Consider the following 18,581-nt stretch of genomic DNA (forward strand, 5'->3'; position numbering starts at 1 on the left):
CATGCCGGGACCGACAGGCCAGCATCCCCATCCTTGCCCATAAGGTTCGGGAGTAGGGATGCTAAAACGGCAACGGGGGGGATTCCTCTGTGTTAACGTGTCATGCACCGATCCTATCGAGGGCACTGCACTATTCTCGACAAAGCCGACGCAGTGAGTGCCTACTATCCCGGCAGATAGGTGCACATATTTCGAGAGGTTTAGGTTTCGAAAAATATGCTGGATAAACTAACCGAGATTCAGTCGCATATTTCGGGGAGTAATTGCTATGCCTTCAGGCGCAACTATGCTGCGTTCCGACCGGAGAAAAAAACCAAGCTCTCCGGCGAAGAACGGATTCCGGCTAGACATTCAAGGGCTACGAGCTTTTGCGGTCATCGTCGTAATTCTTGATCATCTTCTGGGATGGCCATCTGGCGGATTCGTCGGTGTGGATATCTTCTTCGTCATTTCAGGGTTCCTAATTACCGGGCACCTCATGCGCGAATGGGAAAAAACTGGAAAGATCAGCTTCTGGAACTTCTATAAGGGAAGAATCAAGCGAATTCTCCCCGCCGCAACGCTGGTACTTGCTGTCACAGTAGGAGCCTCATTCCTTCTCCTAAACAAGTCTCGGGCAATGTCCGTACTCTGGGATGGGGTTTGGGCCACGCTCTTCTCGGGTAACTGGCGTTTTGCTTCTACGGGAACTGATTACTTCCAAGCCGACGGTCCGGTATCTCCCCTCCAGCATTTCTGGTCATTAGCTGTCGAAGAGCAGTTCTACTTCGTGTGGCCATGGCTCATGCTCCTCGCGCTAATTCTCGTCGGACGATCGCAGTCGGCGAAGATCCGCCCCCGAATCATCGTCGGCTTGCTGATCGGGGCAATTAGCGCAGCATCATTTGCCTGGGCAATGTTTGAAACCATTGCTTCTCCGACGATGGCTTACTTCTCCACGTTCTCGAGGGCATGGGAGTTGGGGCTTGGAGCTTTGCTGGCGGTAGCTTCGCCTCTAATGCTTAAGATAAGCAACGGTATTCGCCCGGCACTGGCATGGATTGGCATTGCAGGAATGGTTGCCTCCGTGTTCGTGATCAGCTCAAGCATGGCTTTCCCAGCGCCAACTGCCTTACTCCCAGTACTATCGACAGTTTTGGTGATTGCTTCTGGCATTGGAGGGGAACAAAAATATCTTGCTCCGCTCACTAACCCAGGGTCTGCGTACATTGGCAATATTTCTTACAGCCTCTATCTGTGGCATTTTCCCGTAATCATTCTTCTTGGCCCGCTACTCCCATGGGAAGGCGTCTTGTCACTATTGGTGCAGGTAGTAATCATGGTGCTCGCCGCGGTTATTGCTTACCACCTCTGGGAAGACACAATCCGAAAGAGCCCTTGGCTGAATGGCACAACAGCGTGGAAAAGTTTCAAGCTACCAACTTGGTATAGGGATGCCAGCCTTGGCGCATTGGCTATCCTCACGGTAAGTGTCATCGGTATTACGATGCTTGTCAGTAACAACCAGCAAGCCCGAATGAACTCTGAAGCTCGCGCTGCAGAAGCAATTGCTACCAAACTTGACGAGTCGAAGAAGTCTGCAGAGTCACCAACCAATGAATCAGCTTCTCTCGTCGTAGAAAAAGACCGAATGGCAGAGACCGCCTCTCTGACAGCCGGCAGCGAAGCGAAAGCGGTTATTGCAGAAGTCGAGAAAGCTCTCACTATGACTTCTTGGGGCACCGCAGAAAAAGCAATGTCAGAAGCCGCTGGAGGCAAATCCACACCTGCATTAGGTTCGTGTGGCAATGAAGCCGCTGCCATTTCTCAATGCTTCACGGGCCCAGAAAATGCCAGCAAAACAGTAGTCCTAACTGGCGACTCAATCAGTATCAGCTGGCTTTCAGCGCTCAACCCCATTTTGGATGAGCTAGATTGGCGGCTCCATATTCGAGGACGCTTCGGGTGTCCATTTGTTGGTGCTGAGAAGGTTTTTGACAGCGAAAAAGACGCACAGTCATGTGCAGAACATAAAGCCTCGGTTCTTGATTACATCAAGACTGAAAAGCCGGATCTAGTGCTTATCGCAAATACGGCTGCCATCCCAAAGCTCAAAGGTGAAGGGAGCAAAGAAAGTCTGTGGGTCAAGGGCGTTGAAAATTACCTTGGAAAGATGGGTAATAGCCAAGCGATAATCCTGACTCCGGCACCCGCCGACAAAAATATGTCACGCTGCTTCACTGCGAACAGTAGCCCAGTAGCTTGCCAAGGCGAGCAGACCGCAGAGTGGACAAATATAACTGCCGGCGAACGTAAAGCTGCGCAAAAATCTGGTGCACTCTTTGTAGATTCGAGTCCGCTTTTCTGCGCAATTAATTTGTGTCCGGCTGTCATCAATGAAATTCCTGTGAAGCACGATGCCAGCCATATCACGCAGGAGTATGGCGAGTACATATCCCCAGCTTTAGCGGAAATGATTCAAGTAGCGATAGCAAAGAAGAACTAGATAAACGGGTGGGAAGTTTGGCGAGACTTCCCACCCATTTTCATATTGACGACTTCACTTATGAGTTGCGCGTCACATCCGTTGGCCTAGGTGCCTAGGTCAACATTCTCGCCAGATACCTAACTCATTAACCAAGGTCATAGATTAGTTTACGTTCAAGGCTCTATCAGCCCCACCTTTGAGTGTTAGCCCCTCTTCATGGTTGATGGTGGCTCTACCATCCGTGGACCGAAGGCTAACCAGCTGTCCGTTACTTCCCTGGATCAGGCTGGTCACGGTTGTAAGGGCCGCATAAGTGAGTGCCACAACGGTGGAGCCAAACACGCTTGGTGTGTTTGACGTTGCCCCCTTCGCTGGAGCGTGTGGCAGCTTGAAGATGTTACTACCCAAATCTATCCGAGTCGTGGTAACCATGTTCGACCAAACGCGCTGGAAGGTGTTCGAGACTTCATTGTTTTCTACCGAAGTGCCGATTTGGTAGGTCGCTCCCGATGCAGCGGGGGTGTCCGCATAACCGATATTATCTTTGACTATATTTCGACTGCTAACAAAGTCGAACAGCCTGCGACCTTCCCCGGCCATAGTCATTGTGGCTCCGATGATCTTGTTGAAGGACCCCAATCGGAATCCATATGAGGAACCGTTACAGCGCTGGAATTGGCCCCCATTGAATTGGGTGTATGGCCGTTGAAGTAGAGAGCGCCAGCGGTCGCTTTGGTGCTGGCGAAGAACAGACAGTTAGAGAACATATTGGCTTGCCGGATGTTGTTTTCTACGATGTAGCTGTTATCCGTTGTCTGCGCATTAACGAAGTGTTCGGGACGGCTGTAGTTTTCGGTGAACATGCAGTTCAGGAATTGGGTTTCCAGTCCCATTCCTAAGCTGATTGCGGACTTTCCAGAGGTCGAATCCTCGACGGGCGTTCTGTTTTCGAACTTGTACCCAGTGAAATTGTTCTGGCGCGAGTAGTCCAAAGTCTCTACAAACAACGGGCCACCCTCGAAGTGGCAGTTGATGAACTTGTTGGCGTTCGACTGGTCAAGGTATCGGCCAAGCACCAGCGAGTATCCGTAGCCGGTTTCGAAATTGCCGGTCAATACCGCGTTTTCTTCGGCCCCTACAAAATACCCGCAATGGAGGAATCGCACGCCGGAGAATTCAGAATCGAACATGTCCCTGGCAAACAGACCTACGCGGAAATGGTCAATCGTAACGTCCTTGAACTTGACCCACTGCCCTGCTTCGACCTGAACCCCAATGCGCTTTCGATGGTTTCGGTATGGGTCGCCAGGAACCCCCGAATCGGTGTATGCATACCCAGTTCCGGAGATGGGCAGATTCTCGACTGCAACATTCTTCAGATACCCTGCACCAATAAATTCTGGGGGGGTCTGCGGTGTGATGGTGAACGATGGATCTTGAGAATCCGCCGAAGCTAGTGGACGGAGTGTCGCATTGCCCAGCCACGAAGAGTTACAAACCCTTGATTAATGGGCCTCAGGGCCAGCTTCGTGTAGCGGTAAGAGCTATGTGCGCCAGGGAAAGTGACCACTCGCCCGAACCTATCACCAGCCAAAGCTACTGCTGCAGGTTGCTTGAATCGCTGCTGTGTCGTCGGTGCTACCATCACCCTTTGCGCCAAAGTCTAGAACGTTTAGCTCAAGCTCCCCGCGCTTCACCGCCTTTTCATCAATCGCGGCGGATACTGATTCGAAGAGACGGATTCGGCGAGCTGTACCTCGGGCACCTTCCCAGCAGCCAGACCTGTTTTTACCTTGAGTATTTGTCCGAGTCGTATTTTTATCGGGCTTGGGAACTTCTTTTCTCCACCGATAGATATAAGATCTTCCTCCCCAGCTGGTCAAAGATTTGGGATTAGAGGGGGCTTGAAAGCGCTCGTAATATTTAGCGGGGGAGCTACTTTGTCAGAAGATCGTCGAAGAATTCAAACGGATCATCTTTCATTGCAAGCGATTTATTGACGGTTTCCTAGTTAATGATCGGAACCAACTGATCTACCAACAAGCCACCGACGATCCTGTTCCAGATCTCTGTGCAGTCCAGCTATGTTCATGTCGGTTGCACTGCAGTTTCAGTTGTCAGCTCTGTAGCGATTTATACCGCAGCAGCGTCTGTGGCAGAGGAATACGTCGTTTGCTCAGCTCCCAACGCCGAAGCTTTTGCTAATAGCAAGCTATAAAAACGGGGACGAGAGGCTGCTCAAGGATTATCGACAAATCCACAGCCCGCCGTATGGCAGAGCGAACCTGTGAACCGGAAGACCTAGCTCATATATCCATTAGTAGATCGCTTAAATAGGTGATGCCCCACTTCCAAAACCGTGACCGCAAAGTCTGGGCGATTGATAGCAATCAACAATACGCTCCAATGCTGGAGTTCCAACGTGTCATGAAGGGGGCCACACAAGCCCAAGGCCTCATCCAGTACTCCTACATCGGGAGCCCATAACATCATCACTGATGCGGTTGGGCTGTTGGAATCTGGAAATAGGGCACCGAAGAAGTGGAGAAAGTACGTCGGTGAAGTGCGGTTGCGCCCGTGGCAAAGTAGGTCTCTGGCACAACAAGTATGTAGACGATGAAGCATTCAACGACTGAGCCCGTTTTTGCTTTTATGGGAAGGCTTACCGGCCCCTCTGACTTCAAGTAACGTTACTGAGAATTTAGGGATTCCGGTTTGCAGGGGCTCCTAGATCTTTATGGCGTGTGGTGGACAAGAAGCGAGCACCCTAGTTCAGTGTTAACTACCTGATCTTGACCGGGAACCACCCAGCGGCAAGACTCAAGAAATGGAAGCACACGCAGCTGCCGTTTCAATCACCGGGCTGATCGTTAGGCGCGGAAAGAACCTAGTCTTGCCCGGCCTTGATTTAGAAATCCCCCGTGGCGAAGTAGTCGGCTTGCTGGGACCCAGCGGCTGCGGAAAATCTACCTTGATGCGCTCAATAGTTGGAACCCAAATCATCGCTTCCGGAGACGTCTTGGTGCTGGGGGAAACCGCAGGGTCTGCAGGCTTGCGCCATCGCATCGGATACATGACCCAAAGCCCAAGTATTTACGATGATTTATCGGTAACCGAGAATCTTCGCTATTTCGCAAAGATTATCGGAGCTTCCACCCCAGAAGTCCAAGCAATCATCGAGCGCACCGACCTAAGTTCGGTCGCTAAGGCTCTGGCAGCCGATCTCTCCGGCGGTCAACGCAGCCGAGCCTCTTTAGCTATAGCGTTGCTGGGTAATCCCGAGCTCTTGGTACTTGATGAACCAACGGTTGGCTTAGACCCAGTACTACGTGTTGAACTCTGGGAACTTTTTGCTCAACTTGCTGCCGAAGGCGCCACACTATTGGTCTCCAGTCACGTAATGGATGAAGCGACTCGCTGCGACAGACTGATCCTCATGCGCGAGGGCAAGATCATCGCCCAAGAAACTCCACCACGATTACTAGAGCTCACCAATACGACAACCGCCGAGGACGCATTTTTGGCATTGATCCACGCCTCGGAAGAAAACCAGAGCAAACCTGTAGGTACGGCTAAACACCGGGCGACGGGGGAATGAATCATGAACCCGAAACGCATCTTGGCCACAACCACTCGAGTGCTCGGGCAGATCCGTCACGATCACCGCACCATGGCTCTGTTGCTTGTAGTTCCAGCCCTCTTGATTGGGCTTGTCGCATGGATTTTCACCGATACACCGGTCTTCGGACAGATCGGTCCGGAAATGATCGCACTCTTCCCCTTTATCGTGATGTTCTTGGTGACTTCGATAGCCACGTTGCGCGAACGGCGTAGCGGAACCCTTGAACGGCTACTTGCCTTGCCACTAGGCAAGGGGGAATTCATCCTCGGCTATGCACTGGCCTTTGGGTTACTTGCGATCATTCAAACTGCGGTGGCCGTGGGGTTTGCCGTCTGGGTATGTGGGCTAGAGGTCTCCGGCAGCCTTGGACTGCTCTTTGCCGTGGCAATTGCCGATGCCTTACTGGGAACATCACTGGGGCTACTTGCCAGTGCCTTTGCCCGCAGTGAGTTTCAGGTAGTCCAATTCATGCCAGCCTTGATCTTCCCGCAAATCCTCTTGGGTGGAATCTTCCTACCCAGAGGTCAGCTGCCCCAGGTGCTCGAAAGCATTGGTGATTGGCTGCCACTGAGCCATGCAATTGATGCGCTCAGCGCGGTGGCACATAATGATCAGGCTGCAAGCTATATCTGGATTCGCATTGGATTCATAGCCATCTGGATCATCCTGTCAATTGTTCTTGGTTCGATCACCCTACGACGGCGTACCAACTAGGTTTTCGCTCCACCAAACCTAGCCGAAGCATCTCTGGGCACGGACACCGGGATAATGGGTGAGGTGAGTGTGCAGCAGGTGCGGGCCAATCCCGGAGTAATCCCCTTTGATCTAGCGAACATTGGGGAAGGTTTGATCTTTGCTCAATCACTTCCCGAACTCTCACGGGTGCTAAGTGATAGAGGCGAATCGGCAACGGCTGTTATCCAAGCTCCTCCCGGAACCGGTAAGACCACCTTGGTTCCACCGGTTGTGGCAAACCTGGTCCATGACCTGAGCGGGGGAGCTGGCAAGGTTATCGTCACCCAGCCGCGTAGGGTCGCCGCGCGATCAGCCGCCCGCCGTCTCGCTGCCCTTGATTCCAGCGCACTGGGCACCAAAGTTGGATTCAGCGTGCGTGGGGAAAACAAGACGAACGCACAAACGGTGATCGAATTTGTCACCCCGGGAATTCTGCTGCGCCGATTGCTCGCAGATCCGGGCCTAGAGGGCATTAGCGCAGTGATCATCGATGAGGTTCACGAGCGCGGGCTAGAGACCGACCTGCTGGTGGGCATGCTGCGTGAGGTACACGAGCTTCGCGGGGACTTAATGCTCCTGGCCATGTCTGCAACACTCGATGCACCACGTTTTGCTCGATTGATCGGAGACAGCCAAGGAGAAGAGGCCGCACCGGTTGTTGATTGCCCCTCGGCCCTTCATCCACTGACTGTTGGGTGGGAACCAAGCATTGGTGCAAGGCTCACCGATAGGGGAGTCTCACGTACCTTCCTCACCCACGTTGCGGCCACGGCAGCGAAGGCTCACACCAACGCGCTCGCCGAAGATTCCAGTATTGATGCGTTAGTCTTCCTACCCGGTGCATGGGAAGTAGCAGAGGTGGCTACCCAGCTACGTAACCTAGCCCCGGAAACCGAGGTGCTAGAACTACACGGTCAGGTACCTCCGGCGCTACAAGACCGTGCGGTTTCCGGACGCGAACCACAAGCAAAACCACGCATCATCGTCTCCACATCCTTGGCCGAGTCCTCACTGACCGTTCCCGGGGTCAGACTAGTGATCGATTCCGGGTTGGCCCGTGAACCACGCCGGGATGCAACTCGAGGCATGAGCGGGCTCGTCACCGTCTCGGCATCCCGAGCCTCCTGTATCCAACGCGCCGGCCGTGCCGCTCGCCAGGGACCGGGCCGCGTGGTCCGGTGCTTTGAAGAAAAAACCTTTGCCGCTGCCCCGGCACACCCACGAGCAGAAATCAGCGTTGCCGATCTGGCACCAGCTGCCCTGATCCTCGCCTGTTGGGGAGCCCCGGGCGGTGCGGGGTTGGAACTGCCCGAGGCACCACCTGCCTCAAGCCTCGCCGACGCGCTGGAAGTTCTCGACCAGCTTGGCGCCATCGACGCAAGCGGGCACGCAACAACCCTAGGACGCAAGCTTGCCTCAATTCCCGCCGACCCACGCCTTGGACGAGCACTGCTAGATGGGGCACCACTCCTGGGTATTAACACCACAGCATCCTTGGTGGCGATGCTTGCCGGAGACTACCGAGCCCCGGCCTCCGACTTGGGAGAACTCTATAAATCCCTGCAACGTGGAACCCACCCACAAGCCAAGGCTTGGAAACAAGAAACTGCCCGACTCAAGCGCCTGCTTGAACACACAGGAGTAAGCAAAGCACCAAGTCCTGAACAACCAGACGCGGCAGGACTCATTGTCGCCCTCGCCTACCCGGCCCACGTGGCACGGCGCGTGAACGGAAGCTCGGGAACCAGCTACCTGCTGGCCTCCGGAACCCGCGCAGGAATCCCCGCTGGCAGCGCACTAGCCCACCACGAATGGTTAGCCGTTGGCGATGTTGCCCGCGCAGCGGGCCGCGACGCGGCAGGAACCGGAGCACTCATCCGCGCCGCAGCACCGCTCGATGCCCACGAAGCAGCCCAAGCCGCTGCTCACCTACTGGGCGAAGAAACTCGCACCAACTTTTCCAACGGCAAACTCAGCGCCCGACGCATCCGCACCCTGGGTGCCATCGAATTAGAAAATACACCCGTCACCCCAACCCTGGCCCAAGGCCGGGACGCAGTACTTACGGCTCTTCAAGAAACCGGGCTTGGAATGCTCGGCTTCTCCCCAAGCGCTGATGCACTGCGCCGCCGGCTGGCCTTGCTACACCGCGAACTTGGCGACCCATGGCCCGCCATGGATGATGAAGCGCTGCTCGCTTCGGCCGGAGACTGGTTAGCACCCGAACTCGAGGCGCTCGCCGGTGGTAAGTCGGCTGCCTCGCTGAGCCTAGCTGAGGCATTGCGCAGGCTATTACCGTGGCCCGAAGCCTCCAAAATGGGGGAGTTGGTTCCCGAGCATCTTGAGGTCCCCAGCGGATCAAAGATCCGCATCGAGTATCCGCCGGTTGATGAACCCGAGGCCAAGCCGGTGGTGTCGGTGAAACTACAAGAATGCTTTGGGCTGGACGTCTCACCACGTTTGGTCTTAGGTAGAGTTCCAATTCTCTTCCATCTGCTTTCCCCGGCACGCAAACCACTGGCGATCACCGAAGATCTTGCTTCATTTTGGTCGGGACCCTACACCCAGGTGCGTGCGGAGAACCGGGGACGCTATCCAAAGCATCCGTGGCCCGAAGACCCTTGGACGGCACCGGCAACTCGGCACGTGAAAAAACGTATGGGACAGCCTTAAGAATCCCTTCATGGCACACTGGTGGGCATGATCCCACCGACCATCAAGCGTAATTCTATGAGGAGCTCACCTTCTGGGCTGTTGCTGATTTGTCTTGCCGGGATTGCTTGGGGAACCATCGGTCCCGCCGTGAAAATTGCCAATCAAGCCTCGGGCCTCGCACCCTCGTTGCTTGGATCTTATAGAGCAGCAGTAGCCGCGTTGGCTTTGATAATCGCAGCATTAGTCGCGGGAAAATTGCGCGATTGTTGGGTACTAGGGCGAAAGCATGCTGGCCGCACGCTGGCCGTTGGTTCATTGACAGCGGTTTTTCAATTCTTTTTCTTTCTGGCCGTGGTGTGGGCCGGGGTAAGCGTTGGCACCGTGGTGTCCTTGGGACTGGCACCGGTGTTATTACTGGTGCTCAAATCTATTCGTACCCGTAGATTTCCGCGGTTAGGAGCGCTAGGCACGGTCTTTCTGGCGTTGACAGGGCTATGTTTGGTGAGTCTATCCGGCGGTGAAGTTTCCGCTGCTCCACAACCGGTGCTTGGTATCGGTGCGGCGGTGGTCTCCGGGATAGCGTTTGCTTTGGCTACCGATGCTGTGGCGCCCCTTGCACGGGTTCTTGATCCATTCGTCCTCACGGTGAGCACCATGCTGGTTGCTGCCGCATGTCTGGTTCCGGCGGGGCTAGTTCTGGCCTTGGCCAATGGCGAACCGTTAGTGACTACAGACATTGGATCCTGGGCGCTGATCATCTATCTGGGTTTAGTGACCATGGCATTGGCATATGGGCTGCTGTATGCAGGGCTGCGCACCACGTCGAGTGCCAACGCTGTACTTGCAACCTTATTGGAACCAGCAACCGCGGTGCTGATCGCCGTGCTTTTCCTGGGAGATCAACCCACGCCAGCCTCAACTATTGGGTTCTTCATGATCATCGCCGCAGTTTTGACCCTGGGCCGGGCGCCAAGGAGTAAACGCCCGGAGGAGTCGAGGATTACCGTCCGTGAATAATCACTTTCGGGACTGAGGTAGACCACCGGCCTCCCGAATGGGGGGGATTCAGACCTACTTGGTTTTCACTTCGGTCATTCATAGGTTCGCTTAGAACTCAAAACAGTTTGACCATAGCCGGCAACGGTAGCGTGGAGGATCTAATCAAGGAATGCTCAATAGAGCACAACGCAATGAGATCTCCGAGATGGAACAGCACAAGCATCAGCGTTACGATCCGTCGGGTACTGCGCACCCCCCCGATTCCAGGGTCGGGTGTTACCCTCGTCCCGATGAAGATCGTGAGGGTAAAGGGTGCGGGTTTGATATCCAGACGTTGCTTAGACGGCGCACCGTGCTGAAAGCATTTGGCTTTCAGCATTGGCGAATCCACGACCACGGCCGCGGGATTCCCCTGACCCTAGAACTGAACCTCAAATGCCTTGGACACGGGTCATCCGCCTTCTCAGGAGTCGCAGTGTACGTGTGTCAGTGCGACAAGGGGCAGGAATTATTCGATGTATTCTTCCGCGATCGAGCAGGAGAACTACCTGCGTGGGGTGCCGGTCGCAGATCCGGCAGGGATTGTTCGATTCACCAGCATTTTTCCGGCCTGTTATTCGGGGCGGTGGCCGCATATCCATTTTGAGGTATACCCCGACCAAGCCTCAATCGCCGATGTCTCCAAGGCCATTGACACCTCGCAGGTAGCAGTCCCAGAAGGTGAATGCCAGAGCGTCTATGCAACAGACGGCTATGCTTCATCCGTGCGGAATCTCTCCGAGGTTGCCCTTGGCCACCGATAACGTATTTGGAGACGATTCGTGTGTCAGCCAATTGGCAACGGTCACCGGTGATATCTCCACCGGGCGCAAGGTTGTCCTTGAAGTCGGAGTTGACACCCGAACCGCGCCCTACGGTGGCTAGATGCCAGGAGGTGGGGATGGCGCGCCGCCATCGGGAGAATCTGGTGGGGCTCCTCCATCGAATCCGTCTTCATCTAGTGGATATCGGCGGGTGACTTGCGAATCGAAATTAGGCCTCGGTGATAATGAATGGGGTGTGGTTAGCCCATCCGTTGCGCGCCACGAATGCCTTGGGCTCGTTATCTCGGAGCCCCACCTTGAGAGTCGAGGATCCAAGCAGTGAACTACTGCCGCGATACCGTAGCCCCACGCTCACCTTGTGAGCACCCGAGCGTAGCGCCACGGTGCATGCGGAATTCCATTGAGCCCTCTGTTCGACACCATCGATCTGCAACACGGGCTTGGCTGCGAGATAGAGAAACCATGCGCTAAACCAGTGTGGATGAATGCTGACGGTGATAGAAGAACCCATGAATGAAGAATAGCTGGGAAAAATTCGGTCAATGAATCGTCACTGACCCCCATGGTCTTCAACTAGCCGTTCTTGTTGAACCGGGTATCTGAAGGCATATGCCCTAATACTCAGGTGATCATTGAGCCAAACTGCCCAGGCAAGGACTTGGGAGGCCCTAGCGAACGAGTTCAGCCGATGTCATGGTTGGTATTGTTTCCCAGCTCAAATTCGGGTGACCATTCTCAACACGCATGGTGCTCGTGGCGATCAAGACGCCCGGTTTGGATCCGGTGACTTTGAATCCGAGCAATGATCCAGACCCGGCCTTGATACGGAAAGTGAAGATGTTCCCAGGGGCCGACAAATCTGGCTCACTGGCGAAGCCCGGATCTGCGTATGGGCTGGAGACGGTTACTTGTTTGTTAAAGAAAACGGTGATCACGATCGCGCAATTTTGCTCAAAGTCCACGGGAGCTCCCGATAATTTGAGACCAGTCTGCAGTGAATAGTCGGCGCTGAGCCCGTGTTTAGCTGCGCTCAAGGTTGTCGCTTTTGAAGAAGTCGTCTCTTTCCAGAAGTAGCTTCCGCCGCTTGTGATGGCGCTGGCCGATGCCGGTTGTTCAGCTATAGCCGCAGCTATGACAGGAAGACTCCAGGCCGCGCCCTTGATGATACTTCGGCGCTTAGGAAGCTGGAGCTCTGCCACGATCTGCTCATCCTTCAAAAATGGACTGTTAGAGGATCAAAACTATCCCACACGTTTACTGTCTAGTAGCTTACAGGGTATTTGCTAATAGCTAACTAGCCATTAAGGGGTGTGTCAAAATATGTTGGAATTTGTGACGCTTCGACGACCGATGCCCTTTTGTTTTGACCCCTTGACGTTAAACGGACGGGGGGCCGTTGCCTACCTCATCTGGTGGGTAGGCAACGGCCCCCGGGGCCGGTGGTAAAAATTTAGGCGAAAGCTGAAATCCCGGTAATGGAACGACCAATGATCAGGGCTTGAACTGTCTCGGTGCCCTCATAGGTGTGAATCGCTTCGATATCTGCAATATGACGGGCCACGCGATTTTCTAGCAGGATACCGTTACCGCCCAACAAGTCACGGGCGTTTGAGGCGATACCGCGGGCCAGCCGGGTGCAGGTGAACTTGGCAAGGGATGCCTGGGTGGGGGAGAGCACGCCTGATTCTTCGCGCTTGGTTGCCTGCATGACCATGAGCTGCATGGTGGCGAGCTCCGAATGCATGCGAGTCAGGCGTTCTTGAACAATCTGGCTAGCCGCGAGCGGGCGACCAAATTGGATGCGCTGGGCGGCATACTGTACCGCTGTTTCGTAGCAGGCCGTCGCGTGTCCCACCGCGGACCAGGCAACACCGAGCCGGGTTGCAAAGAGTACTCCTGCGGTGTCCTTGAAGGACTGTGCCTTGGGCAGCACATGGGAGTCGGGAACGAATACGTCATCCATGCGGATGTGTGCCTGCCAGATGGCACGCAGGGAAAGCTTGCCCTCGATGGTGGTGCCGGTGTAGCCATCCCATTCCTGCTGGACGATAAAGCCGCGGACCTTGGCTTCCTCATCGCGTGCCCACACGATGGTGATCCCGCCAACCGAACCGTTGCCGATCCATTTTTTCTCACCGCTAATCCGGTAGCCACCCTCGACCCGTACGGCACGGGTCTCTAAGGACACCGAGTCCGAACCGTGAGTTGGCTCGGTCAGGGCAAAGGCTCCAAAAACTTCACCATTGGCAAGCTTGGAAGCCCACTGTTCGATTTGCTCCTCGGAACCACGGTCAATGATCGAGCGAAGTGCCAGGCCGGCTTGAACCGCGGCGATGGTTCCTATCGAACCGTCGGCTCGCGACAGTTCCATGTTCACCAACCCGGCTGCCAGTACGCTCATCTCCGGATAGCCGGCGAGGGTTAGCCCATCACGCATCAGATCCAGATCGCCAAGTCGCTTGGCAAGATCCAGTGGGTATTCGGCCTTGTCCCAATGGCCATTGATGACCGGGCGGACTTCTTCAAGGCCGAATTTTCGTGCCCTATCCCAGTATTGGCGATCCGCGACAGGGATATCTTCGAAGACGCCGGTCGGGTCAACATCAACTTCACCCCACAATTCGTACTCGGGCTCAATGACTCCGGTAGGAAAATCGGTGGCGAGGTTGGTTTCGATGCTCATGTGCGAAGCCGAGCCTTTCTGCTGCTGATGAAGATTCATTAGGCAACAGCATACTGGAACCCAGTGTCACGTCAAGGCACTGCGTGTCACTTTGGTGTGTTGTTGACCCATTCATCGGCGCGCAACCCGTAGCCATAACCATCGAGCCAGCCAAGCTCACGATGCAGTGCCGCGGCAATAAGGTGAGTTTCACGGCGCATCCCCAGTCGTTCCATGAGGCGCCAGGAAGGCTCATTATCGGCAAAGCAACGGGCGGTAACCCGGAGTAGGCCAAGATCCGTGAAGCACAGGTTGATGACCCGCGAAATGGCCTCGGAAGCCAAACCGTGACCCGAAACCTGCGGATCAAAGGCCCATCCAAGTTCGGCCTCCTTATCTTTGCCTAGCTCAGAAACTTCGCGTTGGACCCACGCGTCAACTGGTTGCACCATCACTTCGCCAATGACGCGGCCTTCATGCTCAACAACCAGACGGGTCTGTAATCTTTCGGGGATAAGAAACGATTCGCGGTAGTCGGCAAGGTTGTCCCACGCGCTGGTGATCCATTGGGTGACCTGCGGCAATTTGCGGTACACCCAGGTAGCCTCGGCATCCGAGGGCATCGCCGGGCGCAGCAAGAGCCGCTCGGATTCCTGTGGCCAACGTATAGCTGCGAACGGTTCAGGTGCTTTCGATACCTTCATGACTCGAAGCTAATCGATGAGCCATACACTTACCCGTGTAATCCTCAGTGAGTTCCATTCAAGGCGTTGCGTACCTGATCAACAACTGCCTCGGTGTCCGGGGCATCCCCGGAAATGGTGATCACAACAGTTGTGGGCTGTACGCGCGCCGGCTCATCCGTTGGCTCAAGTACCGGGGTAAAGAGCGTACCTAGGGCGAGTAGTTCACGCTCTAGTTCCGGACGGCGAGTTTCTTCTGGGTGGCGTAGCCAGCGTCGCAGATGATCATTGTGGACAGAGACCACACCCGAAGCGAAGGCAATACACATGGCCCGACCATGCACCAGGTCGTAGAGGCCACGATCGCGCAGGTGATTACGGAAGACTCGTTCATAACGGTGAATCGAGACGAGTTCGCGGTCGCGCAGCGAGGGAACGTCGAGCAAAAGCTGGTGGCGCAGGCTTGCTGCCTCTGGACGTGCGGTGTGTTGATCAAAAACTACCAAGCCGGCATTGACCATGCTCTGAACCGGGCCAACAGAAGAGGTAGCAAGCATCGTCTCGAGATGATGGATGATCATTTCCTGGTCGGCAAAGACCATCTCTTCCTTGGAGCCGAAACGCCGGAAGAATGTGGAGCGCGAAATGCCGGCGGCCTGAGCCAAGGCATCAACGCTCGTTGCGTCAAAGCCTTTTTCAACGAGAAGGCGCAGTGCCGCATCGGGCACGGCGGAGGAGGTGATCATGCACGCGAATCTAGCACGCTGGGCCAATAAAATGCGGGATATGTCGGGGTCTTCTACCTCAATGTGCGCAAACTAATGCTGGTTATGAGACTCCGGTGTACTCGGGATAGAAGGTGCCCCCCGTTATTAATGCGAGTCTTTCACGGCGGAAAGTTGATGGTTTTTGGGATTATCAATTTTGAGTAAATAGGTACTTATTCCCGGTTTCTGGCTATCCAGGATGGTGACTGCGTGAGGTCGAGGGGGCAAGTCGTTTTGCCGTGCTGCGATCGAAAAATAGCCAACTGGGTAACTGGTTTTGCTTGCCGTCTTCAGTAATTTAACTGAAGGGAAAATACCAGTATGAAAATTTTGAATGAGTAAATTCGCTCACTACGGTTGGAAACCATGCCCCTTTAGGTATCTGTTTTTTGCGATCTTTTTGGGGGCTCCGAGCGTGCACAGCACCCTCGGCACAACAAATTTTTCAGGAGAGCTATGACTCACGAGGATCAATCGATCCCCTCATCCATGCGAAACCGAGGTCGCCGTACTGTAGGCCGCGCAACCGCAGCTGGTGCAGCTATGGCTGTTGCCGCCATTCTTGGCGCGGGTTCTGCCCAGGCCGCTCCGCTGCCGGCCGCAGTTACGGTCGGCGCTGCAGTTTCGATCCCAACCGCAGTTAACACGACTCCCATCACCGCTGACGGGATCGCAACGGGTGAAATCAAGACCTCCAAGGATCTCCGTGATCTCACGGTTGGCAAGTACACCGTGTCCGGTCACGCTTGGATGGCAGGCGGTGACGGTGGCCCATCCACCATCTCGCAGCGCCTGACAGCAGTTCCGGCCGGCACCAAGGTTTACCTGCAGTGGAAGGACACCGACGGTTCGGTATCCCCGATCTACTCGGCAGCAACACACGACACCGTGACCGGTGAACAGGGCGGCGCAGGCACCTACGCGTTCAAGCTTCCGAGCTGGACCGACAACGCCGGAAAGAACCACTACTTCACAGGCAAGCTGAAGCAGGAATACAAACTGTGGATTGAACCGATGAAGAACCCTGCCACCGGCGGGGAACTGACCATGATGCGCGCTGCGGACGGCATGTACCCGAACCGCTTCGTCAAGACCAACAGCGGTAGCGGCTCCCTGGGCGCGGTGACCATTGCTGGCACCAACGTCCAGAAGACCGGAATCTTCCTGTACGAGGCCCCGCAGAACTACATGAAGTCCTCGACCAACCTTGTCGAAGACCAGAAGGGGCCGGTTAAGCACGCATCGGTTCAGCTGAACGAGCGTCACACGGTATCGGGCACGGTATGGCTGGAATCTGGCGCTGGTGATTACTCCAACCTGGCCACCGGACCGAACAAGAACCTGAAGCTCGGCGATCTGCCCGCAGCTAACCACAAGGTTTACGTTTCGATGCTGACCCGTGAGGGTGCAGCAGCAAACGACGCAATCAAGAAGCTTCCGGTGTCCGAGCGCGCCGCAGCGACCAAGAAGATGTTGACCGCAAACCCGGAATACATCTCCAAGACCGTCGTTGCCACGACCGATGCCAACGGTAACTACACCGCACGCATGGGCCAGGGGCACTTCGACAGGAACCACATGTACTCGTGGGTTGAATCCCCGGAAGGCAAGATCGTTTCGAGCTACAGCTCGTCGACTTCCCCGGTGTTTGCCCGCTACGACTCATCTCCGCTGTGGACCCCGCAGACCGTTCCGGCTAACAACCTCGTTGCCCCGAACATCTACAACCGTCACCACGCAGTCATGGCGTACTCCAATGCCAAGCTCAGCGTTACGAACTTCAACGTAACCGACAAGCCGGCTCGCCCGGGCGACGTTGCCAAGCTCAGCCTTGAAGGTGGCCTGACCCCGCTGGAAAGCACGATCGTGTGGACCAACTCGGCCGGCGAAACCGTCAAGACCTGCAAGAACGTGACCTCGGCGTCGATCGCCGCGGCGTGCACCTTCGAAGTACCGGCAGACCTGACCAAGCCGGAGATCTACACCGCAACGCTGATGGCTGCTGATAACCCGGTTAGCGCTGATTCGTTTGCCGTGACCATGGAAACCCTAGGTAACGTGAATGCCTCGGCTTCGGCTGCTGCATCCGCAAATGCCGATAGTGACAAGAACGCTGCAGCTGTTGCCGCAGCCGTTGCTGCCGCTAACGCAGATGCCTCCACCACGGCTTCGGCTTCGGCGGATGCAAACGCTGCCGCCGCTGCCCAGGTAGCTGCTAACGCCGATGCTTCCCAGGATGCCTCGGCTGACGCGAACGCGGATGCTAATGCTTCGGCTGCCGCCGCAGCTAACGCTGCCTCGCACTCAAAGGCTGATTCGGATTCGAATGCTTCGGCTTCGGCTTCGAAGGACGCCAACGCTGCTGCCGCTGCAAACTCGGCTGCTACCGCAGATGCTTCAAAGGATGCTTCCTCCGACGCTGCTACGGACGCCAACGCTGACAGCAACAAGGACGCCGAAGCTGGTGCTGATGCAAATGCTGAGGCTGGCACGGACGTTGAAGCTGGCGCAGATGCCAACGTAGAGGCTGGTGCTGATGCTAACGCTGAGGCTGGCAAGGACGTAGAGGCTGGTGCTGATGCTAACGCTGAGGCTGGCAAGGACGTTGAGGCTGGTGCTGATGCTAACGCTGAGGCTGGCAAGGACGTTGAGGCTGGTGCTGATGCTAACGCTGAGGCTGGCAAGGACGTTGAGGCTGGTGCTGATGCTAACGCTGAGGCTGGCAAGGACGTTGAGGCTGGTGCTGATGCTAACGCTGAGGCTGGCAAGGACGTAGAAGCTGGTGCTGATGCAAATGCTGAGGCTGGCAAGGACGTAGAGGCCGGTGCTGATGCTAACGCTGAGGCTGGCAAGGACGTTGAAGCTGGTGCTGATGCTAACGCTGAGGCTGGCAAGGACGTTGAAGCTGGTGCTGATGCTAACGCTGAGGCTGGCACGGACGTAGAGGCCGGTGCTGATGCAAATGCTGAGGCTGGCACGGACGTAGAGGCCGGTGCTGATGCAAATGCTGAGGCTGGCACGGACGTAGAGGCCGGTGCTGATGCTAACGCTGAGGCTGGCACGGACGTAGAGGCTGGTGCTGATGCAAATGCTGAGGCTGGCAAGGACGTTGAAGCTGGCGCAGATGCAAACGTAGAGGCTGGTGCTGATGCTAACGCTGAGGCTGG

14 protein-coding genes and 1 pseudogene are annotated in these 18,581 nt (G+C 55.6%); 8 read left to right on the forward strand and 7 right to left on the reverse strand.

Features of this window, described 5'->3' with window-relative positions; all coding sequences use genetic code 11:
- The first annotated feature begins 268 nt into the window (after positions 1–268).
- Positions 269–2,485, forward strand: a complete 2,217-nt coding sequence (locus CQ018_RS17615; RefSeq protein ID WP_105551323.1) for an acyltransferase family protein — start codon at positions 269–271, stop codon at positions 2,483–2,485.
- A gap of 584 nt (positions 2,486–3,069) precedes the next feature.
- Here the strand turns inward: CQ018_RS17615 and CQ018_RS17625 are convergent.
- Both CQ018_RS17625 and CQ018_RS20875 read right to left on the reverse strand, forming a co-directional pair.
- Positions 3,070–3,948 carry a right-handed parallel beta-helix repeat-containing protein gene (locus tag CQ018_RS17625; RefSeq protein ID WP_374954216.1) on the reverse strand — a complete coding sequence of 293 codons (879 nt, stop codon included), beginning with the start codon at positions 3,946–3,948 and terminating at the stop codon, positions 3,070–3,072.
- Positions 3,949–4,050: 102 nt separating this feature from the next.
- Positions 4,051–4,164 (reverse strand): glycoside hydrolase family 55 protein, encoded by a 114-nt coding sequence (locus CQ018_RS20875; RefSeq protein WP_219844085.1) that lies wholly within the window; start codon positions 4,162–4,164, stop codon positions 4,051–4,053.
- 1,130 nt (positions 4,165–5,294) lie between these two features.
- Between CQ018_RS20875 and CQ018_RS17630 the strand changes: the two genes are divergently transcribed.
- The 6 genes from CQ018_RS17630 to CQ018_RS20670 all read left to right on the forward strand — a co-directional run bounded on the left by CQ018_RS17630 (position 5,295) and on the right by CQ018_RS20670 (position 11,402).
- Positions 5,295–6,065 (forward strand): ABC transporter ATP-binding protein, encoded by a 771-nt coding sequence (locus tag CQ018_RS17630; RefSeq protein WP_105551326.1) that lies wholly within the window; start codon positions 5,295–5,297, stop codon positions 6,063–6,065.
- A 3-nt stretch (positions 6,066–6,068) separates the two neighbouring features.
- A complete protein-coding gene (locus CQ018_RS17635; RefSeq protein WP_105551327.1) occupies positions 6,069–6,803 on the forward strand; it encodes an ABC transporter permease in 735 nt (244 codons plus the stop codon).
- 63 nt (positions 6,804–6,866) lie between these two features.
- The gene (hrpB, locus tag CQ018_RS17640; protein WP_308729247.1) at positions 6,867–9,497 is read left to right on the forward strand and encodes an ATP-dependent helicase HrpB; all 2,631 of its coding nucleotides are present in this window, start codon (positions 6,867–6,869) and stop codon (positions 9,495–9,497) included.
- A 57-nt stretch (positions 9,498–9,554) separates the two neighbouring features.
- Positions 9,555–10,496: a DMT family transporter gene (locus tag CQ018_RS17645; RefSeq protein WP_258142700.1), complete on the forward strand. Its 942-nt coding sequence runs from the start codon at positions 9,555–9,557 to the stop codon at positions 10,494–10,496.
- Positions 10,497–10,993: 497 nt separating this feature from the next.
- Positions 10,994–11,281, forward strand: coding sequence for a hypothetical protein (locus CQ018_RS20135; protein WP_181149987.1), 288 nt, complete (start codon positions 10,994–10,996; stop codon positions 11,279–11,281).
- Complete coding sequence (locus CQ018_RS20670; RefSeq protein ID WP_258142701.1) at positions 11,268–11,402, forward strand: hypothetical protein; 135 nt, start codon at positions 11,268–11,270, stop codon at positions 11,400–11,402. The genes CQ018_RS20135 and CQ018_RS20670 overlap by 14 nt, the downstream gene beginning before the upstream one ends.
- Positions 11,403–11,510: 108 nt before the next feature.
- Here CQ018_RS20670 and CQ018_RS20140 read toward each other — a convergent pair whose 3' ends face one another.
- The 5 genes from CQ018_RS20140 to CQ018_RS17670 form a co-directional block, all read right to left on the reverse strand.
- Complete coding sequence (locus CQ018_RS20140; RefSeq protein WP_181149988.1) at positions 11,511–11,813, reverse strand: hypothetical protein; 303 nt, start codon at positions 11,811–11,813, stop codon at positions 11,511–11,513.
- A 157-nt stretch (positions 11,814–11,970) separates the two neighbouring features.
- Entirely contained in the window at positions 11,971–12,501 is a 531-nt protein-coding gene (locus CQ018_RS17655) for a hypothetical protein (protein ID WP_105551330.1), read from the reverse strand.
- A 251-nt stretch (positions 12,502–12,752) separates the two neighbouring features.
- Positions 12,753–13,985 carry an acyl-CoA dehydrogenase family protein gene (locus CQ018_RS17660; protein WP_105551331.1) on the reverse strand — a complete coding sequence of 411 codons (1,233 nt, stop codon included), beginning with the start codon at positions 13,983–13,985 and terminating at the stop codon, positions 12,753–12,755.
- 86 nt (positions 13,986–14,071) lie between these two features.
- Positions 14,072–14,668, reverse strand: a complete 597-nt coding sequence (locus CQ018_RS17665; protein WP_105551332.1) for a GNAT family N-acetyltransferase — start codon at positions 14,666–14,668, stop codon at positions 14,072–14,074.
- Positions 14,669–14,712: 44 nt separating this feature from the next.
- Positions 14,713–15,393, reverse strand: coding sequence for a TetR/AcrR family transcriptional regulator (locus tag CQ018_RS17670; protein ID WP_105551333.1), 681 nt, complete (start codon positions 15,391–15,393; stop codon positions 14,713–14,715).
- A 477-nt stretch (positions 15,394–15,870) separates the two neighbouring features.
- Between CQ018_RS17670 and CQ018_RS20145 the strand changes: the two are divergent.
- Positions 15,871–18,581 (forward strand): annotated as a pseudogene (locus CQ018_RS20145) (hypothetical protein); the annotation flags it as partial.

The organism is Arthrobacter sp. MYb227, assembly GCF_002975435.1.
GTDB lineage: Bacteria > Actinomycetota > Actinomycetes > Actinomycetales > Micrococcaceae > Paeniglutamicibacter.